The sequence below is a fragment of the Brasilonema bromeliae SPC951 genome (assembly GCF_012912135.1).
Lineage (GTDB): Bacteria > Cyanobacteriota > Cyanobacteriia > Cyanobacteriales > Nostocaceae > Brasilonema > Brasilonema bromeliae.
Window position 1 is genome coordinate 1 of the sequence record NZ_QMEB01000183.1, and the last position, 13,834, is coordinate 13,834.

Consider the following 13,834-nt stretch of genomic DNA (forward strand, 5'->3'; position numbering starts at 1 on the left):
GAGCACCTAGCGTTTTCCCGACAACAGGCGACTGGCGTATCTCCTCCGGAGACGCTGCGCGAACGCCTTCAGGCGTGCGCTTTGCGCATACCCGTAAGGGCAACGTCTCTACATTGCTAACAGCAACCGTATTCTTTTTTTAGCGTCTTCCTCCTTGAATCTTGTCAAAAACAGTTCCATCTGCAAAGAACTTCTTCTGAACTGCGTCCCAGCCACCGAAGTTTGAAACTGTGTAGAGTTTGCCAACCTTCGGAAACTGATTCTGTGTTTCGCCAGCTACTGTAGAGTTAACTGAACGAAACCCAACTTTCGCAAATTCCCGTTGTGCTTCTGGTGTGAAGAGGAACTTGACAAAAGCTTCTGCTACTTGGCGAGTACCGCGTTTATCCACCACCTTGTCTACTACAGCAACTGGGGCGTCAATGGAAATATTGACTTGAGGAATCACTACGTCATTGTTAGATTCACCTTTCTGTTTAGCTAGGATCTCCTCATTTTCATAGTTCAACAATACATCCCCTTGATTTCGCTTGTAGAAAGTATCACTGGCTTCCCGCGCATCCTTTGGCAGCACAGGGGTATTTTTGTAAACCTTAGAGACATAATCGAGGGCTTTTGCGTCATCCCCTCCAGATTGAGTTACTGAACCCCACAGTCCCAAGAAGTTCCAACGAGCACCTCCAGAAGTTTTGGGATTGGCTGTTATGACGCTGACTCCTGGTTTAACCAAGTCATTCCAATCACGAATTTGTTTAGGATTGCCTTTACGAGTCACCAACGCAACCACCGACTTCGTGACAATCCCATTGTTAGGAACTTCTTTTTCCCAGTTAGCACCGATTAGCCCTGCTTTCTGGATTTGGTTCACGTCTTGTCCTAACGCCAGCGCCACCACATCTGCTTCTAAACCATCAATGACTGCTCGTGTTTGGGAACCAGAACCGCCGTAACTCTCCCGAAAAGTGACGTCCTGCTTACGCTCTTGCTTCCACTTTTTTACAAACAGAGGAATAATTTTTGAGTAAGCCTCTTTGGTCACAGCGTAGGAAACCAGAGTTAATTCAAGTGGTTTTTGGTTCTGACTGATGAGCTCAGGTTTGCTACTTGAAGTTGGGTTTTGCAAGGTTTGCGAGGTCATTCCTGCATAGACAGGTACAACAGCACCAACGCTTAAACCCGCAGCAACAAGGAGGGTACGGGCGCGAGTTGAAGACTTTTGCCAAGGTTGTGACCAAGACGAACAAGCTTTGAATAGACGCATGATTAAGAACTCCTCCATCACTAAAAATACGGTTGTTTGATTTAAAAATCGTATTTTATTGATCTAATACAATTCCATATACGAATTAAAAAATCAAGTATCTGTGCTACTTAACACTCATGTAATAAACTTATTTATTAATACTCAGTGAGCTAAAACCATTACTGTAAGCTGGTTTCCTAACTTGAAACAATTACCATTGTGAGGTATTGAGTGGGGAGCCAAGCGAAGAATTTTTGCTTACATCCCATTGTTAATCCCAAGCTCCTACGGAACACAAGAGCGAAATCTTCTAGAATGAAACATTAGTACCAGATAAATTGAGCAATTCTGGATTATCTTGAACCCAGCCACTAGTCTAAAGTTTGAGAGTTTCAACACCGATGTGCCAACTGCTGGGAATGAATTGCAATGTACCAACTGATATTTGCTTTTCCTTTGAGGGCTTTGCAAAGCGGGGAGGCAAAACTGATGATCATCGCGATGGTTGGGGTATTGCTTTCTTTGAAGGAAAAGGTTGTCGAATTTTTTTAGATGCTAAACCCTCGATTTTTTCTCCCGTAGCCGATTTTGTGCGACATTATCCCATCCACTCCACTCATGTGATTGCTCATATCCGCAAAGCTACCCAAGGTGAAGTGATTTTAGAAAACTGCCATCCCTTTCGGCGGGAACTGTGGGGAAGATACTGGGTGTTTGCTCACAATGGAGATTTGAAAGATTTTCATCCCAAGGACTTTAATTTTTATCAACCTGTAGGCAACACGGATAGTGAAAAAGCTTTTTGTCTGATACTAGAAAGACTACGAGAATGTTTCCCTCAAAACAAGCCTCCAAAGGAGAAACTTTACTCCATACTTGGGGAAATCACTCAAACACTAGCCGAAAAAGGTACTTTTAACTACTTACTTTCGGATGGGGAGCACTTTTTTGCTCACTGCTCAACAAAACTTAGCTACATCGTACGTCAAGCACCTTTCGCAGCTGCTCATTTAATTGACCAAGACATGACTGTTGATTTTAGTGAATTGACGACTCCAAGCGATCGCGTTGCTGTTATCGCCACCACTCCTCTAACTGACAACGAAGTCTGGACGCCAATCCTACCCGGAGAACTCCTAGTCTTTCAAGATGGTTTACCCCATAAGTTTCCATAACTGGTTCCCACAACAGTTTCTACAGCAATAGCTCCTGAAATTTCCACTTTTTTTATCAAGAAAGTGATGAATTTCTCTTGCATTTTCGGCAAATTCTATGTAGTATCTCTGACAATGAGCTATAAATACGGTTAAGTTACCGCTATGCCGTAAAATGTCAGGGAAAAACAACATGGGTTTTTGGCAGCAAATCTTGGAATCAAGACAAATATTTTTAAAAATCGTTCATAAATTTAAGCTTAATTCTATAAAAGGCTTTCTATCACTGTTTTTGGTAGGAGTCAGCTTGAGTGTAGCGATCGCCGCTTGCTCTGGTAACGGTGCAAGTGATTCCTCCACTAGTACTGATGCAGGTGGTTCTACTGCAAAACCTGTGTCTGCGAATAACCAGGATGTTAGATTAACTCTTGTTTCCTTTGCTGTCACAAAAGCGGCTCACGACGCTATTATTCCAAAATTCGTGGAACAGTGGAAGAAAGAGCATAACCAGAATGTCAGTTTTGAGCAAAGCTACGGCGGTTCAGGTTCTCAAACTCGTGCTGTCATAGATGGTTTAGAAGCAGATGTTGTTCACTTAGCACTAGGCTTAGATGTAGACAAAATTCAGAAAGCTGGATTGATTTCGCCAGGATGGGAGAAAGAATTCCCCAATAATGGCGTTGTCTCCAAATCTGTTGCTGCATTAATCACTCGTTCAGGTAACCCAAAAGGTCTCAAAACTTGGGCAGATTTGGCAAAGGATGATGTCAAACTCATTACCGCTGACCCCAAAACTTCTGGTATCGCCCGGTGGAATTTCCTAGCCCTTTGGAATTCAGCAATGAAAACTGGTGGAGGAGAGCAAAAAGCGCTGGACTTTGTAACTAAAGTTTACAAAAATGTGCCTATTTTAACAAAAGATGCTCGTGAAGCAACTGATATTTTTGCGAAACGGGGTCAAGGAGATGCGCTGATCAACTACGAAAACGAAATTATTCTGGCACAACAAAAGGGCGAGAAACTAGATTACATCATTCCTGATGTAAACATCTCTATCGACAATCCAATCGCAATTGTAGACAAAAACGTCGATAAACACAAAAATCGAGAAGTTGCTGAAGGTTTTGTTAAATACTTATACACTCCAGAAGCACAGCAGGAGTTCGCCAAAGTCGGATTCCGACCTGTAGAAGAAACACCACAGACGAAAGAACTTGCAAGTAAATATCCCAAAATCAAAAATCTGGGTACAGTTCAAGATTACGGTGGATGGGATTCTATTCAGAAGAAGTTCTTTGAAGATGGGGCAACTTTTGACAAAATTCAAGCAAAAAAATAAATAGTCATTAGTCATTGGTCATTGGTCATTAGTCAGAAGTGACTACTAATGATTCCCTCACTCCCTTACTTCCTAACTCACTGCTTATGGCTGTATCTTCACCTCGCTCATCTTCTCAAAGAGAACTCGCTCGTCAAAAACCTCCAGCTTGGAAGAGCTACCTGGTTGGTTTGGCTAAGCTTCCCTGGACATGGCGAATTACTATTGTGTACTTAGCTGTAATGTTGTTTTTACCAGTGACTGCGATGTTACTGAAAGCAAGTACTGAACCTCCGGCTAAGTTTTGGGAAATTGCCACCAGTGAAATTGCAATAGCAACATACGAAGTCACTTTTTTAACAGCGCTAGCAGCAGGTCTGATTAATGGTGTTTTTGGCACACTCATAGCTTGGGTGTTTGTCCGCTATGATTTTCCTTTTAAGCGTTTGCTTGATGCGACTGTAGATTTACCGTTTGCATTACCAACTGCGGTAGCAGGGCTAACCCTAGCAACAGTTTACAGCGACAACGGCTGGATTGGCTCTTTATTTGCGCCATTTGGAATAAAGATTGCTTTCACTCGCTTAGGTGTAGCAATAGCAATGATATTCATATCCTTACCATTTATCGTCAGAACAGTACAACCTGTACTGCTAGAAATGGAAAAGGAAACTGAAGAAGCAGCTTGGAGCTTGGGTGCATCTGAGTCGCAAACTTTCTGGAAAGTCATTTTACCACCGTTATTTCCCTCGATATTGACAGGTATTGCCTTGGGTTTCTCTCGTGCAGTCGGGGAGTATGGCTCGACTGTAATTGTAGCCTCCAACACTCCCTTCAATGACTTAATTGCACCTGTGCTAATTTTCCAGCGGTTAGAGCAGTATGACTATTCTGGAGCCACCGTTATCGGCGTGGTGTTACTAGCAATTTCGTTGGTCATGCTGCTGGGAATTAATCTTTTACAAGCTTGGGGACGAAGATATGACGCAAAGTGATGATTTTCCACAACCGCATTTCCATTCAACGACAGGAGCAGAACCAAATACTCAAAAGCGTGTTAAACCAAGAAATATTGCACCAGTCATTTTGATTGGGATCGCAGTGTTCTATTTGGCTTTGGTGATATATATTCCTGCCCTCAACGTCTTTGTCCAAGCTTTTAAAGGCGGGATTGGTAAGTTTATTTCTAACCTCAGCGCACCCAATTTTCTTCATGCAGCTTGGTTGACACTAATATTGGCTGTGATTACTGTACCAATAAATACAGTATTTGGTTTGTGTGCAGCTTGGGCGATCGCCCGCCGCCAATTCCCAGGTCGTGCTCTTCTTTTAAGCATCATCGACCTGCCCTTTTCTATCTCACCTGTGGTTGCAGGACTCATGGTTGTACTACTTTACGGGCGCAATGGCTGGTTCGGTCCCGCTTTACAAGCACTGGATATCAAAGTTATCTTCGCTTTTCCGGGGATGGTGCTGGCGACAGCATTCGTGAGTATGCCCTTTGTAGCGCGTGAAGTCATTCCCGTTCTGGAGGAGATAGGCGGTGATCAAGAAGAAGCAGCGAAAACGCTGGGTGCAAATGAGTGGCAGATATTTTGGCGCGTCACTTTGCCAAGTATCCGTTGGGGTTTACTTTACGGCTTACTCTTAACCAACGCTAGAGCAATGGGTGAATTTGGTGCTGTTTCAGTAGTTTCTGGAAACATTGAAGGCAAAACTCAGAGCTTACCTTTATTTATAGAAGATTCCTACAAACAGTATCAAACTGAAGCAGCATTCTCAGCTGCTGTCTTGTTAGGACTGCTTGCAGTCGTGACTTTGGTGGTGAAGGAGATTGTGGAACGGAATACAGGTAAGAAAACAAATGTAAAACATTAAAACAGTGAACAGTAAACAGTAAACAGTGAACAGTGAACAGTAAACAGTGAACACAAATCAGCGGTTATGAGCAACAAGTACTGATAACTGATAATTGGTAACTGATAACTGATAACTGGTAACTGATAACTGATAACTGATAACTGTTAAAGCAGATGGTTAGTCAAGGGGTAAATTTACCTATGGTTTCAGACAATCAACTCACCCACAAACGAATTCGGCTTAGGATTCCAAAAGACTATCACCAAGAACCTGTCATTTCTCGCTTGGTGTCAAACTACGGTCTGACTGTGAATATCACCGCTGCTATTTTGGGTTCCAATGGTATTGGAGATGGTTGGTTTGACCTAGACTTACAAGGAACTTCCGCACAAATTGATAGTGCGCTGATCTACATCAATGACTTGAATCTAGAAATTTGGCATGACATTGACACAGGGAGTTGGTGATGACGAATTCGTAATTTGTAATGACTAAGTTAATAGACCTCATAAAGTCTCTTACAAAAGTCAACTTTTTGAAGATGAAACCACAGAGCAACACAGATGTACATAAATAATTTATCTGTATTTATCTGCGGTTTCAAATATCCTTAAATCAGATTTTTGTAAGAAATCTCATGACGAACTAAAAGTTATCAATTACGAATTATTAATAACTATGATTGCACCAGCCTTTCAAAGCAGTAATATCACAAAGATTCGCTTACGCCTGCATATTCCCGGACATTACCAACAAGAACCTGTGATTTCTCGGCTGATTGCCATTCATGGTTTAGTCGTTAACATTACGGGGGCAATGCTAGGAAAACAAACCAATGGAGAGGGACGCTTTGACCTGGAACTTCGTGGAACAATACCACAAATTAGGCATGGTTTAGCTTACCTAGAATCTTTAAATTTAAAAATTGTAGGTAAGCCAAATACTGAAGGAGATGGCTGGTCTTGCTGACACATGGACAGCTATATTTCATAGTGCCAAACTTCTTCTTCTTTTAAGACAATCCGATGCAGGGGAAGACGATGAATCAACCCTTGTTCCTCCAACTGAGTGAGGACGCGAGTGATTGTCACGCGAGTTGAATTGAGCATATCAGCAATGTCTTGATGAGTGAGGCGCAAGTCAATGAGATGTCCGCTTTTTACCTCTCGACCAAATTTTTTTGCTAACCAACCTAAGAGTTTAATGAGCATGATTTCCACTGTTTTATAGCTACGAATAACCATCAATTCTTCCGCCTGTTGAATGTGGGCAAGCATAACATCCGTGAATGGAAACCACCCTTCTAAAGGCAAGATTGTTACCTCTACTTTAGTGAGACACTCAATCTGATATGGTTCAAGTTTAGAAAACGCTTGACCAACGATATCTCCAGGCCCCCAAATACCCAAAGTCACAAGCGTACCATCTTCATGCCAAGTGACAATCCGCACAACTCCTGTTTCAATCTTCAACAAACTATTGTGCTTCAGGGGTAAGAATGAGCGGGCCTTAAAGCTAAGTTTGGTGTTTTGTTCAGGAGGATTTTGAAAACGTGATGAAATAGACATTGTCATCTGAATCTCTCTTTTCGATAGACAAGCCGTACTTTTTTACAATATCAGTTTCTTGAAGGATATTACTATGGGCATAGTCGTTGAGAATGTAACTAAGCAGTATGGTTCTTTTCTTGCTGTTGACAACGTCAGTTTAGAAATTCCAACAGGTTCTCTTGTGGCGCTGTTAGGACCATCAGGATCTGGGAAATCAACTTTGTTGCGGATGATTGCGGGGTTAGATACGCCTAATTCGGGTCATATCTGGCTACTTGGTGAAGACGCGACATACAAATCGGTGCAGGAACGTCAAATAGGCTTTGTGTTTCAGCATTACGCCTTGTTTAAGCACTTGACTGTACGGCAGAATATTGCCTTTCCACTGGAAATCCGCAAGTTTGCCAAGAGCAAGATTGGGCCGCGAGTTGAGGAACTTGTAGATTTGGTTAGATTGCAGGGATTTGGCGATCGCTATCCTTCCCAACTCTCTGGAGGTCAACGCCAACGGGTAGCGCTAGCAAGAGCATTAGCAGTTCAGCCGAGAACATTGCTGTTGGATGAACCCTTTGGAGCGTTAGATGCTAAAGTCCGTAAGGAATTAAGAGCAGGGTTACGAAAACTGCATGAAGAGGTTGGTATAACAACTGTCATTGTCACCCACGATCAAGAAGAAGCAATGGAAGTTGCAGACCAAATTGTGGTGATGAATAATGGTCGGGTGGAGCAAGTTGGTACCTCTGGTGAGATTTATGATCACCCAGCAACACCTTTTGTCATGAGCTTTATTGGTCCTGTGAATGTTCTTCCACCTACTGCTGGTGTTTTACCAGAGAGGGATTTGAATCCTCGAACAAACGAGCAAGTCTTTTTGCGCCCTCATGACGTTCTGATTCAAACCAGCCCGACTGAGGATGCTACACCCGCCAAGGTATTGCGCATTCTTAACTTAGGATGGGAAATTCGGGTTGAATTGGTTCTCAAGTCTGGAGAAACAGTAAACGCTTTCCTCAGTCGTGACCACTTTAGTAAGCTCAACCTTAAGGAAGAGCAGCGTGTCTATGTGACATCGAAGCAGGCAAAAGTTTTTCCTGCTCCTGCTTATGCAGTAAGATGAGAAGTTGAAATGTAGCGGTTTTTGAATGTCATTTATACCAAGTCGCGACTCAAAAACCTCACCCCCATCCCCTCTCCTTAATAAGGAGAGGGGTGCCCGTCAGGGCGGGGTGAGGTATACGTAATCCCAGTGTAGCTGACGCTAAAGCTGGGGTGGGGTTTTTGAATGTATTATATTTGCAATACCAAGTCGCGGCGGGTTATCTTACTGCGTCCATAGTGAAAAAAACCTCTATACAAAACTCAAAATTATACCTTCCTCACTAGTTCCAGTTCTTTGCAAGCTTAATTTGTGACACTACGCCGAAGAATAAAAAAGAAAGGCTGGGGTAAGTTTTTATAGTCCATAATTCCTAACACCGTATTGTCATCTACTTTCCGAAAAGAGTCATTAACCGGAAAATTATCATAAATCATCGTGGCGCTGACTTTTCCTCGATATTCCGTCATGCGGAGTCTTGCTTGACTTTTCTCTGTTTTCAGTAAGGAATTAGTCAGAATCACCAAAGGTTTCAGAAAATCATTTTTGAGGATTGGAAACTTCAAAACCCAGTTTGTCGCTCCCATATAACTGGGCGCAACTTTTATAACTTTTCCCTGGCTATCTAAAAATAACAAAGGGTGAACATTTTCAGGATCAACAAATTCTTTTCCATACCAATTAAATTTTTCTAATAAGCCATCCATAGGGTGATTGGTATGAAACCCAGATCCTTGCCAACGACCGAGCATAAAAGCTAAATCAACGGGTTCAAGAGCATCAAACAATTGTAAAGCTTTTTCGGTTGTCGTTTGACCAGTTTCAAGAATCGACTTGTAGGTTTCTAATGTTTGCATTTTCCCGTGTGTCTTGCTTGTGTTTGATAAGTGCTTATCGGAATAGGTTGAGCTTTTTACTTTTGGTTTTCACCATAATTTTTTTCAATAGTCTTTTCCTCCCTGAAAAATAGGGATGGTGTAAACCATCCCTATTTCTATTTAGTAAAGTAGGGCTATACCCTACCAAACTTTAGATTAAATACTAGGCATAAACTGCGACTTTTCAGGTACGCTAGTGTACTCAGCGACAATTTGACGGAATTCTTCTCCATCAATAGTTTCTTTTTCAATCAGCAAGTCTACTAAGCGATCTATTACGATGCGATTTTCCTGTATAAACCGCTTTGCTGTCTGGTAACATTCTTCGACAATGAGGCGAACTTGTGCATCAACACGAGATGCAATTGACTCTGAATATTCCGAACGAGTCATCCAGTCACGACCCAAGAACACTTCTCCCTGCTGGCTTTCCAAGGATATCGGTCCTAAATCAGACATCCCAAACCTTGTTACCATTTGTCGGGCCATACCGCTGACTTGCTGTAAGTCATTCCCAGCACCAGTTGTGACTTCCGCAGAACCAAAAATCACGTCTTCTGCTGCACGACCACCTAAAGCACCTGTAATTCTGGCTTTGAGTTGACCGCGAGTGATTAACCCTTGCTCCTCATTAGGAGTAAACCAGGTTAACCCCTGTGCTTGTCCCCTTGGAATTAAGGTCACTTTTTGAACTGGGTCGTGGTCTTTGAGTAATGTACCTGCGATCGCGTGTCCAATTTCGTGGTAAGCTATCAAACGCTTGCTCTTGCTATCGACCAGAGGTGTGCCTTCCATACCAGCAACAACCCGATCCACAGCATCATCGATTTCTAAAATCGTGATCGCCTCCTTACGCCGTCTGGCTGTGAGAATTGCAGCTTCATTGAGCAAGTTTGCTAAATCTGCACCTGTAAAACCAGGGGTGCGGCGGGCAATGACTTCTAAAGAAACGCTGGGGTCTAGTTTCTTGTTACGAGCGTGAACTTTTAAAACTTCCAAACGTCCTTTAACGTCGGGTGCATCGACAGTGACTTGTCTGTCAAATCGCCCTGGACGTAACAGTGCTGCATCTAAAACATCAGGACGGTTGGTAGCAGCGATGATAATAATACCAGTGTTACCTTCAAAACCGTCCATTTCGGTGAGCAGTTGGTTGAGGGTTTGTTCCCGCTCATCGTTTCCACCACCGATACCTGCACCTCTTTGGCGTCCGACGGCGTCGATTTCATCAATAAAGATGATACAGGGGGCGTTATCTTTTGCTTTCTTAAAGAGGTCGCGGACGCGGGATGCACCCACACCTACGAACATTTCTACAAATTCCGAACCAGAAATGCTGAAGAAGGGTACGCCTGCTTCACCAGCGATCGCCTTTGCAAGCAGTGTTTTACCTGTTCCTGGAGGACCTACTAAGAGAACTCCTTTGGGAATGCGTGCACCTACAGCAGTGAATTTTTCTGGTTGTTTGAGGAAGGTCACGACTTCTTGCAGTTCTTCTTTCGCTTCTTCAATACCTGCAACGTCGTCAAATTTCACTCCGGTTTTTGCCTCCATCTGGAAGCGAGCTTTTGATTTTCCGAAGTTCATGGCTTGACCTGGACCACCAGGCAGGTTGCTAGAACGACGGAACAAAAAGAACAGCCCAGTAATCAATAAAATAGGAAAAATGAGATTACCCAGCAGTCCCCAAATTGCCCCATCATTCCGCATAGGATGAGCGTCAAAACTCACTCCTTTTTCTTTGAGCTTGCTAATCAGTTCCGGAGCGCTAGAAGGCAGATCCACCCGTACCCGTTGTACGCGGTTGTCGAGTTCTGGATCGACGGCTTCCACAATTGCCGTTCTCCCGCCTTCATATAAATCAACGTTGCTTACCCGATTAGCGTCCAAGTATTCTAAAAAGCGACCATAGGTCATGCGGGTAGTGGCTGTATTCTTACTCATGTCTGTCGGAGTACCAGAAAATGCTCCTTGCCAGAAGAAAAAGCCAATCACCAATGCAGGCAATGTCCAGAGTACTAGAACTCTCCAGGAAAATTTCATCTTAATTTTGCCTCTAGATGCATATACAACAAATCAGCAGCCTACAGATAGGGCTTTTCAAACCGATGTCTATAACTACGTTTTTTATCCAATGTTATGACACACGATAAGTTCGTCGTTAGCCTTAAAGCTAACGAGCCAAAACATTATTAAGAATCTTAATTAAATTTAACTTAATTTTGCGTCGTTTTACTACGGGTGTACGCTTATTCATGTTTCAGGTTGCCGAACACGCTTCATACTCTCCTTTACGTTTGGGCAATGCTTGTACGTTACCTAAGTTTTGTGCACCTTGAAGGAAGAAGCACTTCCTTTTTTTGAACTTGGCTTGTAATGGAAATTTGCGTGGGAGTAGATACAGCCACCATGAGGAAGAAGCGATCGCCGAGTTGTCAAAAAAACTAGAGCTAAATTTCCCTCCAAGAAACGCATACACAAGGGAGCAGGTGTCAAACTTCAAACACTCAGCTTTTCTATAGTCAATACTGCTTAGAGCTTAACCGAACCGCATCGGGGGAGCAGGGAGGTCTCTTGCCGGGGAGATTGAAAAATTTTTTATGCGTGCTAGTGTACGCAACTCATGAAGACTACTCAATTTTATCTTGAATGCGTTATTTGCCGCAAACATTTTTGTAATTAGTATAATTTTTAATAAGTGTTACTGAAAAGCTAGAATTCCGAGATTTTATCAGGTTTAACAATATGAACTTCTGCCTATTTGTGATTGATATTCAAAACGGGTTCATCGCTCCAAATACAAGTCATGTTATACAACGCGTGAAGTCTTTATTAGAGCAAAATCTATTTGAGTACGTTATCTTCACAAGATTTAGAAATACCTTGGATAGTCCTTATGTAAGATATCTAAATTGGAACAAACTTTTTTCAGAAACAGAGCAAAAAATTGTTGATGAGCTTGAACCATTTGCTAAATTGGTTTTTAATAAAACTATATATACTGCTTGTAATGAAGAAACTCTTAACTATCTCAAAAAAAGAGATATTCATCAAGTCTTTATTTGTGGAATTGATACTGAAGGTTGTGTCTTAAAAACTGCTATTGATTTTTTTGAAAACAATATTAATCCTTATATTTTAGAGTATTACTCAGCATCAAATGGAGGTGAGAATTTTCACCAAGCAGCTATTTTAGTTTTAAGTCAGCTAATTGGAAGAAGCAATATTATAACTGAACCGATAGATAAATTTCATTTCAGTAAATATTTATAACTTGAGTTTAGCGCTTTTTCATCACTCTCGTCTGAGTTTTGGAATTTAGCTAATACAGCCTTCTTCATAAACTCATCTTTGACTTGCCTCCAGTCTGGACGAAGGGGAAGGGAGCGATCGCGTAGCGCGCCCTGTCTGTGCCCGAGGCACGAAGTGCCTCCCGCCAGTCGGAGACTGGCTCGGTCTTGAGGGCGATCGCCACCAATGTTCGCTGCTTCTGATCAGATCAACAGCAATCCCACCCATCCAGTAATGGGGCAATTATTGCTATTTTTGTTGCTATATGCGTTTTTGACATTATGCCCATATTAGTCCGATGGAGCGAAAATCAAATCAGCCCTAATGCCACGATGTTCAATCGTTGTTGGATAGCGGCTATCATCTTTGGACTAAGGATTGTTTGTTGTCTGCGAAGCTCCGGTGACAGTTCTAGTTTTGACCAAAAATCATAGCCTGTAAACTTTGGCATTCATGGTCTCTACTTAATTTGTGTAATTCGTAGGGTATAAGGAAAATACCTATCTTTTTTAAACGAACCAATCCATACATAATATGTTCCTGGTAGCCATTCTCCAATCATGCCAGGATTCTTGCCATCAAAATCGTCATTGCACCAGCTACCTCCGGGACCTCTAATAATTAAGGTGGTATCCTCAGGACTTCTCACTTCTATTTTTAGGTAGTCAAATTTACTTGTTAGCTCAATAGTATGGTCTGGTTCTTCATCAAAATATCCAGTACAAGTTCCTGTGGGAGTTTCTCTTCTACGAGCAATTTCCCTCCCCGGTACAGAACCGCCACTCATACCACGAACAATAAACGGATCTGGAGAAAAATTTTGATCGATAACAACATCCTCAAAAAAGGGTGGGGATGTTTCCTGCGCACGAGATATTGTATTGATTGCTGACGCGATACGCGGAGCGTCAAGCCTCTGGCTTATCGCCAGCGCAGCTATCATCAAAGATAATCTTATGCTTCGAGATATCTCTTTTGTCAGCATTCCAATAACATACTTTTTTAAGTATTTTTAGAGACATGAGTACTACACTCGAAGTTCCCAAGGCGAGGTTTTTGACTAGTTTTTTTACTTTTTAAACATCAAATAACTTGTTAATTGTCAATTAGCTTAGCTTTAGACAATTCAGATTCACAAGCAGAGGTGCAGATTAATGCACCCCTACTATTACAGCAGTTTTCAGTTGGTAAAGCCAATTGGGGTTGGAGTAAAATCCATGTAAAAATCCAGCTACTTATGTCTAGAGGACACGCTTGTTTGAACGGAAAAACCGCCCATCAAATTGATCGAAGAAAGAACTCAGAAATCACCAACTCAGTAGTCATTGGCTCTTACACGTAGAAATTCAAACAGTAAACAGTTATCAGTTACCAGTGAGCCAGCGCGAATGACGGCTCTCCCTCACTTGGCGACTGGTGAGACAGCGCGAATGACGGCTCTCCC

Annotated in this window: 14 protein-coding genes; 8 read left to right on the plus strand and 6 right to left on the minus strand. The window is 42.3% G+C overall.

What is annotated here, in order from left to right; translation table 11 throughout:
* Nucleotides 1-139: 139 nt before the first annotated feature.
* Nucleotides 140-1,261, minus strand: a complete 1,122-nt coding sequence (locus DP116_RS20355; protein WP_169156899.1) for a sulfate ABC transporter substrate-binding protein — start codon at nucleotides 1,259-1,261, stop codon at nucleotides 140-142.
* 383 nt (nucleotides 1,262-1,644) lie between these two features.
* Here DP116_RS20355 and DP116_RS20360 point away from each other — a divergent pair, with 383 nt between their 5' ends.
* The 6 genes from DP116_RS20360 (at nucleotide 1,645) to DP116_RS20385 (ending at nucleotide 6,544) form a co-directional block, all read left to right on the plus strand.
* On the plus strand, nucleotides 1,645-2,418 hold the full coding sequence (locus DP116_RS20360) for a class II glutamine amidotransferase (RefSeq protein WP_169156900.1): 774 nt from the start codon (nucleotides 1,645-1,647) through the stop codon (nucleotides 2,416-2,418).
* Between the two features lie 172 nt (nucleotides 2,419-2,590).
* Entirely contained in the window at nucleotides 2,591-3,736 is a 1,146-nt protein-coding gene (locus DP116_RS20365) for a sulfate ABC transporter substrate-binding protein (RefSeq protein WP_169156901.1), read from the plus strand.
* An 86-nt stretch (nucleotides 3,737-3,822) separates the two neighbouring features.
* Nucleotides 3,823-4,710: a sulfate ABC transporter permease subunit CysT gene (gene cysT, locus DP116_RS20370; protein ID WP_169156902.1), complete on the plus strand. Its 888-nt coding sequence runs from the start codon at nucleotides 3,823-3,825 to the stop codon at nucleotides 4,708-4,710.
* Complete coding sequence (cysW, locus tag DP116_RS20375; RefSeq protein WP_169156903.1) at nucleotides 4,697-5,593, plus strand: sulfate ABC transporter permease subunit CysW; 897 nt, start codon at nucleotides 4,697-4,699, stop codon at nucleotides 5,591-5,593. The genes cysT and cysW overlap by 14 nt, the downstream gene beginning before the upstream one ends.
* Before the next feature lie 182 nt (nucleotides 5,594-5,775).
* Nucleotides 5,776-6,042, plus strand: a complete 267-nt coding sequence (locus tag DP116_RS20380) for an NIL domain-containing protein (RefSeq protein WP_169156904.1) — start codon at nucleotides 5,776-5,778, stop codon at nucleotides 6,040-6,042.
* Between the two features lie 211 nt (nucleotides 6,043-6,253).
* A complete protein-coding gene (locus DP116_RS20385; RefSeq protein WP_211173406.1) occupies nucleotides 6,254-6,544 on the plus strand; it encodes an NIL domain-containing protein in 291 nt (96 codons plus the stop codon).
* Between the two features lie 11 nt (nucleotides 6,545-6,555).
* Here DP116_RS20385 and DP116_RS20390 read toward each other — a convergent pair whose 3' ends face one another.
* Nucleotides 6,556-7,143, minus strand: a complete 588-nt coding sequence (locus DP116_RS20390) for a Crp/Fnr family transcriptional regulator (protein WP_169156913.1) — start codon at nucleotides 7,141-7,143, stop codon at nucleotides 6,556-6,558.
* A gap of 73 nt (nucleotides 7,144-7,216) precedes the next feature.
* On the opposite strand from DP116_RS20390, the gene DP116_RS20395 reads away from it, so the two are divergent.
* Nucleotides 7,217-8,242 (plus strand): sulfate/molybdate ABC transporter ATP-binding protein, encoded by a 1,026-nt coding sequence (locus DP116_RS20395; RefSeq protein ID WP_169156905.1) that lies wholly within the window; start codon nucleotides 7,217-7,219, stop codon nucleotides 8,240-8,242.
* A gap of 284 nt (nucleotides 8,243-8,526) precedes the next feature.
* On the opposite strand, the gene DP116_RS20400 is transcribed toward DP116_RS20395, so the two are convergent.
* Together DP116_RS20400 and ftsH2 are read right to left on the minus strand one after the other, a co-directional pair.
* Nucleotides 8,527-9,078, minus strand: a complete 552-nt coding sequence (locus DP116_RS20400; protein WP_169156906.1) for a DUF4334 domain-containing protein — start codon at nucleotides 9,076-9,078, stop codon at nucleotides 8,527-8,529.
* Nucleotides 9,079-9,255: 177 nt separating this feature from the next.
* Nucleotides 9,256-11,142 carry an ATP-dependent zinc metalloprotease FtsH2 gene (ftsH2, locus tag DP116_RS20405; protein WP_169156907.1) on the minus strand — a complete coding sequence of 629 codons (1,887 nt, stop codon included), beginning with the start codon at nucleotides 11,140-11,142 and terminating at the stop codon, nucleotides 9,256-9,258.
* Nucleotides 11,143-11,862: 720 nt separating this feature from the next.
* On the opposite strand from ftsH2, the gene DP116_RS20410 reads away from it, so the two are divergent.
* Nucleotides 11,863-12,372, plus strand: a complete 510-nt coding sequence (locus DP116_RS20410) for a cysteine hydrolase family protein (protein WP_211173407.1) — start codon at nucleotides 11,863-11,865, stop codon at nucleotides 12,370-12,372.
* A 328-nt stretch (nucleotides 12,373-12,700) separates the two neighbouring features.
* Here the strand turns inward: DP116_RS20410 and DP116_RS20415 are convergent, their stop codons facing one another.
* On the minus strand, nucleotides 12,701-12,841 hold the full coding sequence (locus DP116_RS20415; protein WP_169156909.1) for a hypothetical protein: 141 nt from the start codon (nucleotides 12,839-12,841) through the stop codon (nucleotides 12,701-12,703).
* 9 nt (nucleotides 12,842-12,850) lie between these two features.
* The gene (locus DP116_RS20420; RefSeq protein ID WP_211173408.1) at nucleotides 12,851-13,333 is read right to left on the minus strand and encodes a hypothetical protein; all 483 of its coding nucleotides are present in this window, start codon (nucleotides 13,331-13,333) and stop codon (nucleotides 12,851-12,853) included.
* Nucleotides 13,334-13,834 lie beyond the last annotated feature (501 nt).

What these genes read in the sequence shown, in the direction of transcription:
- DP116_RS20365 (WP_169156901.1), top strand. Translation starts at nt 2,591, where the DNA reads ATGGGTTTTTGGCAGCAAATCTTGGAATCAAGACAAATATTTTTAAAA.
- DP116_RS20420 (WP_211173408.1), bottom strand. Translation starts at nt 13,333, where the DNA reads ATGATAGCTGCGCTGGCGATAAGCCAGAGGCTTGACGCTCCGCGTATC.
- ftsH2 (WP_169156907.1), bottom strand. Translation starts at nt 11,142, where the DNA reads ATGAAATTTTCCTGGAGAGTTCTAGTACTCTGGACATTGCCTGCATTG.
- DP116_RS20380 (WP_169156904.1), top strand. Translation starts at nt 5,776, where the DNA reads ATGGTTTCAGACAATCAACTCACCCACAAACGAATTCGGCTTAGGATT.
- DP116_RS20400 (WP_169156906.1), bottom strand. Translation starts at nt 9,078, where the DNA reads ATGCAAACATTAGAAACCTACAAGTCGATTCTTGAAACTGGTCAAACG.
- DP116_RS20355 (WP_169156899.1), bottom strand. Translation starts at nt 1,261, where the DNA reads ATGCGTCTATTCAAAGCTTGTTCGTCTTGGTCACAACCTTGGCAAAAG.
- DP116_RS20360 (WP_169156900.1), top strand. Translation starts at nt 1,645, where the DNA reads ATGTGCCAACTGCTGGGAATGAATTGCAATGTACCAACTGATATTTGC.
- DP116_RS20390 (WP_169156913.1), bottom strand. Translation starts at nt 7,143, where the DNA reads ATGTCTATTTCATCACGTTTTCAAAATCCTCCTGAACAAAACACCAAA.
- cysW (WP_169156903.1), top strand. Translation starts at nt 4,697, where the DNA reads ATGACGCAAAGTGATGATTTTCCACAACCGCATTTCCATTCAACGACA.
- DP116_RS20395 (WP_169156905.1), top strand. Translation starts at nt 7,217, where the DNA reads ATGGGCATAGTCGTTGAGAATGTAACTAAGCAGTATGGTTCTTTTCTT.
- cysT (WP_169156902.1), top strand. Translation starts at nt 3,823, where the DNA reads ATGGCTGTATCTTCACCTCGCTCATCTTCTCAAAGAGAACTCGCTCGT.
- DP116_RS20385 (WP_211173406.1), top strand. Translation starts at nt 6,254, where the DNA reads ATGATTGCACCAGCCTTTCAAAGCAGTAATATCACAAAGATTCGCTTA.
- DP116_RS20415 (WP_169156909.1), bottom strand. Translation starts at nt 12,841, where the DNA reads ATGCCAAAGTTTACAGGCTATGATTTTTGGTCAAAACTAGAACTGTCA.